The sequence below is a fragment of the Micromonospora sp. WMMD1274 genome, from assembly GCF_049179035.1.
In the GTDB taxonomy this organism is placed as follows: Bacteria; Actinomycetota; Actinomycetes; order Mycobacteriales; family Micromonosporaceae; genus Micromonospora; species Micromonospora tulbaghiae.
In genome coordinates, this window is record NZ_JBMHMG010000001.1 from 7,415,167 (window position 1) to 7,427,968 (window position 12,802).

At 74.6% G+C, this 12,802-nt stretch carries 7 protein-coding genes; all 7 read right to left on the reverse strand.

The window, feature by feature from the left end:
• Positions 1-52: 52 nt before the first annotated feature.
• The 7 genes from ACN27D_RS34985 to eccD all read right to left on the reverse strand — a co-directional run bounded on the left by ACN27D_RS34985 (position 53) and on the right by eccD (position 12,791).
• On the reverse strand, positions 53-2,560 hold the full coding sequence (locus tag ACN27D_RS34985) for a hypothetical protein (protein ID WP_421501076.1): 2,508 nt from the start codon (positions 2,558-2,560) through the stop codon (positions 53-55).
• A 1-nt stretch (position 2,561) separates the two neighbouring features.
• Positions 2,562-3,197 carry a helix-turn-helix transcriptional regulator gene (locus ACN27D_RS34990; protein WP_174361720.1) on the reverse strand — a complete coding sequence of 212 codons (636 nt, stop codon included), beginning with the start codon at positions 3,195-3,197 and terminating at the stop codon, positions 2,562-2,564.
• A 119-nt stretch (positions 3,198-3,316) separates the two neighbouring features.
• Positions 3,317-3,616 (reverse strand): YbaB/EbfC family nucleoid-associated protein, encoded by a 300-nt coding sequence (locus tag ACN27D_RS34995; RefSeq protein WP_369752305.1) that lies wholly within the window; start codon positions 3,614-3,616, stop codon positions 3,317-3,319.
• 50 nt (positions 3,617-3,666) lie between these two features.
• Entirely contained in the window at positions 3,667-6,954 is a 3,288-nt protein-coding gene (locus ACN27D_RS35000; protein WP_357139920.1) for a right-handed parallel beta-helix repeat-containing protein, read from the reverse strand.
• 4 nt (positions 6,955-6,958) lie between these two features.
• Entirely contained in the window at positions 6,959-10,012 is a 3,054-nt protein-coding gene (locus tag ACN27D_RS35005; protein WP_357139918.1) for a hypothetical protein, read from the reverse strand.
• A 7-nt stretch (positions 10,013-10,019) separates the two neighbouring features.
• The gene (gene eccB / locus ACN27D_RS35010) at positions 10,020-11,375 is read right to left on the reverse strand and encodes a type VII secretion protein EccB (protein WP_357139915.1); all 1,356 of its coding nucleotides are present in this window, start codon (positions 11,373-11,375) and stop codon (positions 10,020-10,022) included.
• 6 nt (positions 11,376-11,381) lie between these two features.
• Positions 11,382-12,791, reverse strand: coding sequence for a type VII secretion integral membrane protein EccD (eccD, locus tag ACN27D_RS35015; protein WP_030268281.1), 1,410 nt, complete (start codon positions 12,789-12,791; stop codon positions 11,382-11,384).
• Between the last annotated feature and the right edge of the window lie 11 nt (positions 12,792-12,802).

Consider the following 12,802-nt stretch of genomic DNA (forward strand, 5'->3'; position numbering starts at 1 on the left):
GGAACGGGGAGGGTGCCGGCGACCTCAGGCGTGACATCACCGCGCAGTACATCTAGCGCAGCCCGGGTACGCCCAGGAACCGGCGTGCGGCGGCGGCCGGGACCGGCGTACCCGGGCCGGTCCGGCGCGCGAGGTGCTGACGCAGGGCGGCCAGGGCGAGGGCGTCGAAGCGTACCCGCCCGTCGACCGGCGGCTCCTCCACCGCCAGTTCCCGCAACAGCAGCCGGGCGGGGGCGCCGGCCTCCGGCTCCTGCACCTGGAGCACCGTGAACGCCGTACCGGGCAGGAACAGGACCCGGGCCGGGACCCCGTCGCCGGTCTCGAACGCCGCCGTGCGCCGCGCGGTCGCCGACCAGATCAGCACCTCGACCGCGCCCGGCAGGTCGGCGGGCGGCTCGGCGAGCGCGTTGGTGAACCCCCAGTCGGTGAGCACCCGCCGCTGCGCGATCCGCCGCAGGTCCGCGGTGGTCAGCTCGGCGCCGGCGTACGCGACGCCGCGGTGCACGGGCAGCCGGCGTACGCCCGCGGACACGCACCTGGCGAACGGCACGTGACCGCCCGGCTCGGCGGAGCGCAGCGCCTGGTCGAGGCCGTCCCCCGCGGCGGAGAGGTAGAGGCGGACCGCGGTGGCGCACTCCGTCGCGTCGGCTCCGCCGGCGAGCGCCGGGTGCGCGGCGAGCACGTCCGCCACGTCGGCGGAGACGGCGGCGATCTCCCGGCGGAAGGCGCGCCGGAACCAGGTGCGTTCCTCGTCCAGGTCGGGCCCCGGGCGTACGCCCCGCGCGTCGTCGCCGGGGGTGCGCTGGAAGCGGACGGGCGCCGGTGCGGGGCGGTGCACCGGCAGCGTCATCGTCGGGCTGGTCGCCCAGCCCGCGCCGCCGCCGACCACCGGCCCGGCCGCGTCGGGCACCGTCGCATCGGGCCCGGTCGCGTCCAGCCCTGCGCCGTCGAGCCCGGCCACGACCGGCCCGGCCACGACCGGCCCGGCCGCGTGAGGTCCGGCCACGTCCGGCCCGACGCCGCGGAGTCCGGCCGTGCCCGACCCGGCCCCGTGAAGCCTGCCCGTGTCCGGCCCGACGCCGTGGAGGCGGGCCACGTCGGGCGCGGCCCTGTTCGGCCCGGCTTCGTCCGGCGGGGCGGCGGAGCCGGCGCCCCCGAAAGCGGCACCGCCGCCGGCTGCCTCGTCGGTCGGCGGCGCGGGTGGGCCGGCCACGGTGACCGGCACCGTCTTCGGGACGGGCGCCGGCACCAGCACCGGCGGTGCGGGAAGCGGACCGGCGGCGTGAGCCGTCGTGTGCCGGTACGTCCCGGCCTCGATCCCGCGCGCCGAGAGCCCGGGGCGTCCCGGAGCGACGACCGAGGACGGCTGCACCGCCGCGCGCCTGCGGGTCGCCGGGTCCAGCCGCTCCGCCAGGTCACCGGCCAGCTCCCGGTGGCGTTCGGCCGCGGCCGGTGCCGGATCGTCCACGACCAGACGGACGCGGTTCGGGTCCATCGGGACCGCGCGGATCCGGTCGGCGTGGCGGGGCGGCTCCGGGGCGCGCAGCCAGAGGCCGGACGGGATCACCTCGACCACCGCGTCGTGGGCGTACTGGTAGACGCGCGGGCCGACCGGCTCGCCGAGTTCCGGCGGCGCGCGGTGACGCAGGATGCGCGGCGTCACCGCCTTCGCCCCCAGCGTCTCCCGGGGCCGGTAGGCCAGCTCCTCGGCGAAGACCTGCCAGCCGGGCCGCCCGTCGGCGTCGACTGTGAACATGGCCGGGCCGTCGGGCCGGCCGCTGGGCACGCCGGTGAAGACGCGCACCGGGCTGCGCAGCAGGTCGGCCAGCGCCTGCCCGAACTGCTCGCCGTCGGGCAGCGCGACCGGGCCGTACTGGACGAAGCGGGCGTGCTCGCGGCCCTCGGGCGCCAGGCCGCGCCAGAACCGGGCGATGTCGTCCAGGCGCAGCGGCGCCGTCCCGGGGCAGCCCACCAGGACCGGCATGGCGTCCGGCAGGCACGGCATCGTCGAGGTGAGGTGGCTTCCGTGTACGGCGACTGCGGCCTCGTCGCGGCTCTCCCGGAGCCAGACACCGCCGGGCAGCGGCTCGGCGGCGCAGGTCGAGCTGATCGTCAGGTGGTCGACGGCGGCGCCGTCCCAGGCCGGTACGGGATAGCGCTTCGACTGCCAGACCGGCGTGTGGCCGCGCCGGTAGCAGACCCAGCCGCCGAGATCGGTGGCGTGCACGAACAGCAGTCCCGCCGCACCCGGGATCATCCGTCCGAACGGGGCGATCACCGGCCGGCCCAGCCGGTCGGAGAGCCACTGGCCGGCGAGCGCCCCGGTCTCCGGGCGGGCGCCGCAGACCACCAGCCGGATGCCCCGGCGCAGGCGTTGCCGGCGCAGCTCGGTCGCGACCGTGTCCCAGATGTCGAACGGCAGTTCGTGTTGCAGGTCCAGGATCACGATGTCGTTGTCGGGATCCCGGTCCACCGACAGCGCGACCGTACGGGCCTCCGTGCTGATCCGCTCGCTGGCGTGCAGCACCAGGGCGTTGCCGACGGTGTGGCGCGTGATCACCTCAGATCATGCCGGAGCGCAGGGCGTAGGCCACCGCGTGCGAGCGGTTGCGCAGCTTCAGCCGGTGGTTGAGGCCGTAGATGACGTTCTTCACAGTGCGTTCGGAGTAGCGCAGCTCGTCGGCGATCTCGTTGGTGTCGAAGCCCTCGGCCATCAGCCGCAGCACGTCGATCTCGCGCGCGGTCAGGCCGGAGGCGTTGAGCCCGTTGGGGTTGAGCACGTCGCGCTGGAGCCGTTCGATGTGCTTGAGCAGCTCACCCACCAGGTTCGGGGGCAGCACGCCGCCGCCGGAGGCGGCCGCCCGGACGCTGTGCACGAGGCGTTCGGCGGTGACCGCCACGCGCGGCAGGACCGCCACCACCCGGCACTCCACAGCGGTCAGCAGCTCCTGCTCGCTGACCTCGGTCGTGATCAGGACGACCGGGGCGCCGATCTCGGTCGCCGCGAGGCGCAGCATGGCGATCACGTCGGTGGTGAGCCGCTCCGCGGCGACGACGAGCACCTGCGCCCGCGTCCGGTCCGCGCTCTCCAGCAGCGTGATGTCGGAGCGCGACCGGAGGTGGGCGGTCAGGCCGGTGTGGGTCAGCGGGTCGGGCGCGTGCACAAAGACGGCAACTTGCTCCACAGCCATCTCCATCACTGTCAGTAGGGGCTGACAGTCTCATGGAGAGTCCTTCAGGAAATCTCCACACTCTCTTTCCCGATGGCGTCGAGCCGTGAAGATCTGCACATAACCGCTGGTCAGACTTTTTTCAGTCAGTGAAGATTGATTTCGACGGGGCCCATCTTCTCCGTTGCGAGCTTCCCGGCGTTCGCAGCGGCGGCCTGGATCGCCTCCATAATCGCCGTCTGCAACGACGCTGCGTCACGCTGCTCGTACACCCGTGGGTCGACCCGGACGGCCTGGACCTTGCCCAGGCCGCTGGCCATGACCACCACAGTGGCGTCCTGGGAGCGGCCGGTGACGATCGCCCGCTCCAGCTCCGACTGCGCGTTGCGCATCTGGTCCTCCAGGCGCTGCGCGTTCTCCATGAACTCCTGGAACGAGGGTGGGATCGGCGTGGACTCGGGCTGCATGCCGGGCCTTTCTGTGTGTGGGCGGGTGGTCAGCCGACGGCGGCCAGGCCGCCGAGCCGCTCGCCGGCCGCCGGGCCGGGCGCGGCCAGGTCGGCGAGCGCGAGGGTACGGGAGCCGGTGCGCCGGGTCAGCGCGAGCGAGAACTGGTGGGCGGCGTGGACTGTGCGCTCGGGCAGCCGGCCGGCCATCTGCGTCAGCGCGGCCCGGACGTCGTCGGGCACCTCATGACCCCGCCGCACCAGGTGCCGCAGCACGACGGTGGCCAGCTCGTCGGTGCTGAACTCGGGCACCGACCACTGCTGGCCGAACACCTCGTTCACCGCCGGCACCGCGGTCCGCAGGCTCGCCAAGGCCGCCTCCTCGCCGGTCAGCACCACCACCGGATCGCCGAGCCGGGAACGCATCCGGCTCACGAGCGCCTCGGCGATCTCCGGCGCGACGCCGGAGGAGTCGTCGACGTAGTCGAGCTGGAGCACACCCCCGGCCGCGTCGTCGAGGACCGCGTCCACCAGGCTCCCGGCCTGGCCGGGCCACTGCGGCGCCAGTTCCCGGCTCGTGCTCACCCGCACCAGCTGGCCGACCGGCACCAGGCCCAGCTCCGACAGGCATGCCGCGTACAGCCGGGCGTACTCGCTGCGGCCGCTCCCGGCCCGGCCGCCGAGCAGCACGTTGCCGGTGCGGCCGGGGCCGCGCCGGCGGTTGCGTCCCTCGCAGAGCTGCAACAGCGTGTGCCCGGCCGCCTCCTTGACGCGCTGCCCGCCGACCAGGCCGCAGATCCGCTTCCAGCTGCGGGCCGCGTTGATCGCGCCGGTCGGGTCGGTCGCCGCGTCGGGCTGCTCGCCCTGCTCGACCGGCAGGTCCTCCAGCAGCGCCAGCTCGGGTTCGACGTCGGCGGCGGTGAGCCGGTTGAGTTCGCTGTCCTTCGTGGGCGGCGTGGTCGCCAGGCGCGACGCCTGGTTGTTGATCAGCGCCTCGAACAGCTTGCGGGCCACCCGGCCGTTGCCGAACGTCGCGTTCTTCGGCACCCGGGTGAAGTACGCGGTGAGCGCGTCCACCGCGTCGTCGGTCAGCTCGTAGTAGTGCTTGCTGACCAGGTTCGAGGTGATGGTGACCAGTTCCTCGACGGAGTAGTTCGGGAACTCGACGGTACGGGTGAAGCGGGACGCCATACCCGGGTTGGAGGCGAGGAACTGCTCCATCAGCTCGGAGTAGCCCGCGACGATCACCACCAGCTCGTCGCGGTGGTCCTCCATCATCTTCATCAGGGCGTCGATGGCCTCCTGGCCGAAGTCCGGCCCGGAGCCGCCCGAGCCGCTGGACAGCGTGTACGCCTCGTCGATGAAGAGCACGCCGCCGAGCGCCTTGGTGACAAGCTCGGTCGTCTTGATCGCCGTGGAGCCGATGTACTGGCCCACCAGGTCGGCCCGCGCCGCCTCGACCATGTGGCCCTTGGACAGGATGCCCAGCTCCTTGAGCACCGAGCCGTACAGGCGGGCCACTGTGGTCTTACCGGTGCCGGGCGGCCCGGCGAAGACCAGGTGCCGGCTCATCGGCGGCATCGGCAGGCCCATCTGGAGCCGGACCTGCGACATCTTGATCAGGTTGATCAGCGCGGTGACCTCCTGCTTCACCCCGCGCAGACCGATCAGCCCGTTCAACTCGCGAAGCGGCTCGCTCAGCTCGTCCGCGCCGCTCTCCGCCGCCGTACCCTCGTCGCCGGCCACCGGGGCCGGCGCGGCGGACGGCGGACCGGCGGGCGCCGGGGTGGCTTGCGGGCGGCCCACGGTCAGCGCCTCGGTCGTCACCGTGGCGCCGGGCCCGCGGCGGACGTCCTCGCCGCCGCTGTCGCGCACCACGCACCGGGTCAGCGCCACCGGCTCCACGGTGTCCACGCCGATGCCGGCCCCGCCGCTGCCCAGCACCTCCCCGTCGCTCACCGACCCGCGGGAGCCCGCCTCGAAGACGATCCCGTCGGCCCGGGCGTCGCGCACCCGGGTCTGCGTGACGGTCGCCGACCCGGTGACCCGCAGGCCGTCGCGGGCCGCGCCGACGATCTCGCTGTCGCCGAGCTGGAGCGTCCCCTCGGCCAGCACGCCCGCACCCCGCAGCAGGGACGCGCGCAGCGTCAGGTCGGCGCCTGCGCCCACCCGGACGCAGGCCACGCCGGTTCCGGTGAGGCGGGCCTCGTGCACGACGCCCCGCGCGGGGCCGGTCAGCGCGAGCGCTGTCGCCCCGCCCGCGTCCATCACCAGGTCGGTGCCCTCCAGCGAGGCGCCGTCCTGGACCAGCACCCCGCCGCCCGTGGTGATCTCGGCGCGCAGCCGCTGGAGCACGACAGCCGACTCACCGGTGAGCACGGCGACGTTGTCGCGCGTGCCCCGCACGGTCAGCCCGAGGAAGCGGGGCGAGCCGCCGGTGACGGCGACCCCGACCGGCGCGTCCTGGACCGTGCAGTCGGTGAAGGTCGGGCGGCCGCCGCCGAGCACCTGCACGGCGGTGTGCCCGGCACCGCCGAACGTGCAGTTGCGGAACGACGGCGACGCGCCCTCGGCGATGTGCGCCGACTGCACCGCGGCGCCGGTGAACGTCGAGTCGCTGATCTGCACGTCGCCTTCGCCGCGCACGAAGACGTCCACGTTGCCGCTGCCGGTGACGGCCAGGCCGCGGATGCGCGCCCAGGCGCGCTGCTCGACCACGAGGGCGGGCTTGCCGGCCCCGGTGATCTCGCACTGCTCGATCGTGAGACGGGCGTCGCCGCCGGCACACACGCTGTTCGCGCCGGACGTGCGCAGGCGGCAGCGGCGCAGCGTCAGGGCGCTCTGCTCCCCCACCACGACGCTGCTCGTGGCGACGTCGTGGACGTCGGTGTCCTCGATCGTGCTCGACCCGGCCGACATCACCACCACACCCGCGCCCGCCGAGCTGGTCACGTCGCAGCCACGCAGCGCGACGGTGCCCTGCATCCGGGCCAGCAGCGTCACCCAGGAGGCGCCGCTGACCCGGCAGTCGTCGAGCGCCACCTCGCCCGCGTACACGTCTACCGCCGCCAGCGTCGTGTCGGCGCTGCTGAGCGTGATGCCGCGCAGCTGGGCGCCCTCACCGCGTACGACGAGGACGCTGCCCTCCTCCACCTGCACCTCGACGGTGCCGGGCCGGGCCGCGCTGATCGTCACCCGGTCACCGACCACGAGCTTCTCGACGTACCGGCCGGGGTGGACGTCGATAGTGGCGCCGGGCTCGGCCCGGGACAGCGCGGAGCCGATCGTCGGGTACGAGCCCGGCTTCCGGTCGCCCACCACAAGAACCTGCCGACTCACCGCGTCATCCCTTCCGGTCCAGCCCGGGCAGCACCCGCAGGCGCCCGCGGGCCGCCGCGCCGATGCGTACCCGGGGCTCGGCCGTGGCCCAGCGGTCCACACTGCGCCGCAGCGACGTGATCGCCAGCTCGTCGAGCGAAACCCGGTTGGAGTCGACCCGGCCGGTGTCGTCGATCTCGTTGGCGCCGATCTCCCGCAGCAGGACCGCGCCGCGCTCACCCTCGGCGGGCCGGCGCAGGTCCAGCACCTTGAAGTTCGTACCGGGCAGGAACAGCACCCGGTCCTCGACGTGCTCGTCCCCCTCCGGCTCCAGCAGGCTGGTCCGGCGGGCGGTCATCGACCAGATCAGCACGTCGGTGTCGCCGTCCTCGGACGCGCACGGCTGGGTCAGCGCGTTGACGAAGCTCCAGTCGGTGACCAGCCGCCGGTCCTGGTAGAGCGCCCACTCCCCGGCGGTCGGCGACAGCCGGTAGACGGTGGTGCCCCGGAACGACGGCATCCGGGAGACCCCGGCGACCACGCAACGCGCGAACGGCACGTGCGGCCCCTTGCGGCCGGAGCGCAGACCCGCGTCGACACCCGGTCCGCGACCGGTCAGATAGAGTCGCAGCGCTACCGAGTCGGCGAGCACGTCCTCGGTGGACACGCCCGAGCCCTGCATGCCCGGGTGCTCGGACATGATCCGGGACACCGAGCTGGCCATCACGTCGAACTCGCGGCTGAGCGTGCGGCGCAGCCATGCGCGCTCGTCGGCGAGCCCCTTCTTCTCCGACAGCAGCGCGCCCGCGCCGGCCGACGGCACCGGCTGCACCCGCGCCTCGGCGGCCACCTCCGACGGTTCGGCGTTCTCCGACGGCGTGGCGGCGTTCGACGGCTCGGCCTGTCCGTCGGGCTCGGCGGTCCGCGCGGGCGCGGCCACGTGCGACGGACCGGCTCCGGCGGGCGGAGCGGGCGGCAGGTCGACCGCGACGGCAGGCAGCGACGGCAGGGCCGCGACCGGCGCCGCCGGCCCGGCCGCCACCGGCGGCGTCGCGAGCGCCTGGCCGAAACCGGCGGGCATGGTCGGCGGCGCCGGCTCGCCGAAGCCCGCCGGCATGGTGGGCGGCGCGGGGTACGTGTCCTGTCCGGCGTCCTCGACGGGTGCCGCCGAGGGCCCGCTCCCGGAGTCGGCGGCGACCACCGGTCCGTCGGCGGCGCCAGGCCCGGCAGGTGCGGCAGGCACGGCAGGCACGGCGGGCGTGACCGGCTCACCGGCGGCGATCGGCGGCGTGGGTGCGGACACCATCACGGGCACCACCGGCGGTGCCGTCGGCAGTGGCACAGCAGGTGGAGGCGGCAGCTCGGACACGACCGGCGGCGCAGGCGGTGCGGGCAGCTCGGAGACGAGCGGCACGGCGGGCGGTTCCGGCAGTTCCGCCGCGACCGGCGGCGCAGGCGGCTCGGAGACGACCGGAGGCGCTGCCGGGAGCGGCACCGCGGGCGGAGCCGGGAGCGCGGACACGAGCGGCACCGCGGGCGGAGCCGGCAACTCGGACGCGAGCGGCGCGACCGGGGGCGGCGGCAGTGCGGGCGCGACCGGAAGCGGCACCGCGGGCGGTGCGGCCGGCTGCTCCCGGCCGGCGGGGAGGGGCGGGACCGGCGCGGGAACGGCGACCACCACACTGTCCGCCGCGGGCGGTGCGACAGGCGCGGGCGGGGCGACCTCCACGTACGCGGGCACCGGCACGGTCGCGCCCACCGCCCGCATCTCGGTCTCCAGGTCGATGACCACCTCGGCCCGGCTGGCCGGTTTCGCGCCGGGCACCAGCACCGACGCGGGCATCAGCGCGCGGCTCGTACCGGCCATGCCGTCGACGCGTGCGGCCAGGTCGAGCGCCAGCTCCCGCATCCGGTGGGCGGTGGAGTGGACGGTGTCGTCGAAGACGAGCGTGCCGCTGCCCGCGTCGAGCATCGCGGACCGGACCTGCTCGGCGTTCTTCGGCTCGGCGGTGGAGCGTACCCAGAGGCCGGTCTGCACCACCTCGACCACCGCGCCGGGGGCGAACCAGTAGACCCGGGGCGCGACCTCCTCGGCGCCGGCCAGCGGCGGACGGTGGCTGAGCACAGTGGGGCGGCGGGCCCGCGAGTTGGGGTGCGCCCGGGGCGTGTAGGACAGTTCGAGCGCGTACGGCGCCCAGCCGAACGCCCCGTCCGGCAGCACGGTACGGATCTCGTACCGGTGCGGGCTGCCGATCGGCACGCCGGTGTAGCAGGTGACGTCGGTGTTGAGCAGGTCGGCGAGCGCCTGGCCGAACGCCTCGCCCTCGGGGATCCGGACCTCGCCGAACTGCACGAAGCGCACCCGCTGGCGGTTCTCCTCGTCGAGTCCGCGCCAGAAGCGCACCACGTCGTCGAGCGACAGCGGCGGCGTGCCGGGGCAGCCCAGCAGCACGGTCATCGTCTCCGCCTGGCAGGGCACGTACGCGGTGAGCCGCTGCCGTTGCGGGTCGACCACCTGCGGGTCGCGGTTGCTGTGGATCCAGACCCCGGCCGGGATCGGCTCGATCTCGGCGGTGGCGCTGGACGGCCGGGTGTCGATCGCGGCCCGGTCCCATCGCGGCGTCGGGTAGCGCTTGGCGTCCCAGGCGGGCGGACGGCCGGGCCGGAACCGCACCCAGCCGCTGCCCGGTGCGGAGTGGACGAACAGCGTTCCGGCGGAGCCGCGTACCAGGTCGCCGTCCGGGGCGATGACGGTGCGGTTGAGGCGTTCGGAGAGCCACTGACCGGCCATCGCCGCGGAGTTGCCGTGCCGGCCGCAGGCGATGAGCCGGATGCCGCGGCGGCGGCGCGGCAGCACCCCGGCCATCGCCTCCCACGCGCTGATCGGCATGCCGTCGCCGAGGTCGAGCACGACGACGTCGTTCTCCGCGTCCTCGATCACGGACAGCGCCAGCGACTGGGCCTCGGGACTGATGGCGTCCTCGGCGTGCACCACGAGGGCGTTGCCGACGGTGTGCTGGACGACGCCCTCGGGACGGTCCTTGCCGCCGCCGAACAGGTCCCGGATCCGGGTTGCCATGATCGACCTACCCCACTTCTGCGGCCGCGAGGGCCCTCATGCCCAGCGCCGGGCCCTGGGGCACCAGCGCGAGCAGCTCTCTCGGGAAGGGAACGTTCACGACCCGGTCGAGCTTCAGCGCCCGTACCGCGTCCTGGTCGCCGATCGGGTACGCCTTTCCGTCGTCCGCGATGTACGTGGGCAGGGGTTGCGCCGCACCGGGACCGACCGGCGCCGGGAGCACCGCCATGCCGCTGCCGGGCGCCAGGAGCACTGTCGTGCGGCCGTCGGGGCGGACGCCGGAGCGGGCCAGCGGGACGAGCACCGCGGTGCTGTCGAACCGCGTCCCGTCCACCGCGCTCTGGCGCAGGCACAGCGCGTACGGGCCGGGTTCCTGCGGGGTGAGGCCGGTCAGGTCGGGCAGCCGGGTGAGCAGCGACCGGTCGGCCGACATCCGGGCCGCGGCGAGGTCGGCGGCGCTCAGCTCCACCGGCTCCTCCCCGGAGGTGGCGGTGGCCAGCAGGAACTCGGTACGGCTCAGCGGCGCGAGGCCGTCGCGGCGCAGCACCAGCAGTTGCTCCGCGCCGGTGTCGGGCCGCTGCCGGAACAGCGTGCCGATCGGGTACGAGCGGTCGCCGACCCGCCCGGAGCGGCCCTCGCCGGGGATCTCGGCCGGCGCCAGGTCCGGTCCGTCGGGCAGGAAGTCGAGCCAGTCCTGCGGGGCGGGCACCTTGCGGGTGGTGGTGGCGCCGAGCGCGGCGAGCACGGCCGGGTCGGCCACCCGGTGCCTGCGGCCGGCGGTCACCAGGTAGGTGGGTCCGTCGGCGGCGCGGACGACGGCGAAGCGGTCGGCCGGCAGCGGGACGGCCTCGGCGCGCGGGTCGAGGTTGAGGCCGAGGCGGTCGCCGGGTTCGTCGACGACGGAGCCGGGCAGGCAGGCCAGCCACGGGCCGGCGACCATCGACCCGGTGGCGACCGACTGCGGGGCGCCGTCGATGCCGATCGACGGTCCGCGCGGAACGTCCTTGATCGACTCCTTGGAGATCAGCTTCACGGTTGCGGCGCTGCCCTGGATCAGCATGGCCGAGGTCAGGTTCGGCGTCGGGCGCAGCACGCCGTCGAGGTAGACGTACCGGTTGCCGCTCTCCTTCTCCACCAGGATCACACCGCTCTTGGTGTACGCCTTGCTGCCGCCCGGGACGATCCAGCCGTAGACGGCGAACCCGGCCACGACCAGGACGCTGATCAGCACGCCGAAGGCCAGGCCGGTGACGGCACGCTGCCCGGGAATCTCCGCCGTCGACGGGTCGCCCTGCACCAGGGCGGAACTCAACCGGCCCATCATGAACTGGTGGGCGTGGACGTGGTCGCGCTGGGTCTGCACCGCCGGCTACCCGAAGAGTCCGCGGGCCCAGGCGTAGAGCCCAAGCACCTGGGCGAGCACCGGCAGCACGACCAGGCCGGTCGCGACGTCCAGCCCGCCGGCGGTGTACTCCCAGAACGGCAGCATGCGCCGCGGCCACGGCCGCAGCGCGGCCATCACCAGCGGCACCAGAAGGGCGACGAGCCCGCCGAGCAGGACGTACCGGCCGGTCGGGGCGAGCTTGTCGGAGAACATCAGGGCCACCATGAGGTAGCCGACGGTACCGGCCGCCACCAGGGCGACCCGCTGCCAGAACCCGAAGAAGGTACGCGAGCGCAACAGGATTGCACTCGATGTCACCAGCACGAGTGTCCACCCGGACCAGCCCGGCACCCGCATGGTGTGGTGCATCAGCACCGGCAGGACCAGGGCGGACGCGGTCATGCAGGCGGTCAGGTAGGTGTCCGCCTCGTCCGCGCGCGACTTGACCAGGTCGGAGTCCTCCGGCTCGATGTCGTACGACATGTCGGCGCCGGTCTTGGGCAGCTGCGGTCCGCGCAGCCGGGCCAGCTTCACCGCCGCCCGGGGCGCGATCACGATCAGCACCAGGATCACCGACACGGCCACCGCGGAGACCTGCGGCGCGGTGAGCGCGAAGCCGTCACCGGCCAGCAGCACGAGCACCACCATCGCGGCGGTCAGCGCGACGATCAGCAGCGGGGCAAACGGCATGACCGGCGTGACCGTACGCTGCGCGATCAGCAGGAACGCGGTCACCGCGACGACCGCGACGGCGGCGGCCAGCCCGGCGGCGGCGGTCCAGGCCACGCCGTCCGGGTCGCCGTCGACGGCGCTGGACGCGGCGACGGCCGCGAAGAACGCCGCGCCGCCGCCGAACAGCAGCGGGAACGCGCCGTCGGTCTGCTGGCGGGCGCTGACGATCGCCGCGGTGAACAGCCCGGCCGCGAGCACCGCGCCGGCGATCACCTGGGGCAGCACCGGCCCCCGGTCCACGAGTACGGCGGCGATCAGGCCCATCGCCACCAGGGAGAGGACGAGGAACAGCACCCGGCGGTACTCCGGCTGCCACCTGTCGGCCCGCCGGTTGACCACAGTGGCGACGCCCTCGGCCAGGTCGTCGAAGTCGAGTTCGGGCAACGGGTCCTGTGCCGGGCGCAGGTGCAGTTCCTCGCCCTCCAGCCAGTCCAGGCTCTCCGGCGTGCCGGACAGCTCGAACGGCGGCTGGCCGAGGCGTTGCAGCACCCACGACTCGTCGGGCACCTCGCCGTCGGGCACCCGGGCCACGTCGGTGGTGTGCCGCACCAGCAGCGGCATCAGGTTCGCCACCGGCATCCGGGCCGGCACGGCCAGGTCGGCCCGGCGGGCCGGCCCGATCACCGTGATCCGGCACAGTTGGTCGTTCAGCGCTGCGGTCACCAGCGAGCCTC

Bases quoted from the DNA above. Each gene is read 5' to 3' on its own strand.
- ACN27D_RS35005 (WP_357139918.1), bottom strand. From the start codon at position 10,012: ATGGCAACCCGGATCCGGGACCTGTTCGGCGGCGGCAAGGACCGTCCC.
- ACN27D_RS34990 (WP_174361720.1), bottom strand. From the start codon at position 3,197: ATGGAGATGGCTGTGGAGCAAGTTGCCGTCTTTGTGCACGCGCCCGAC.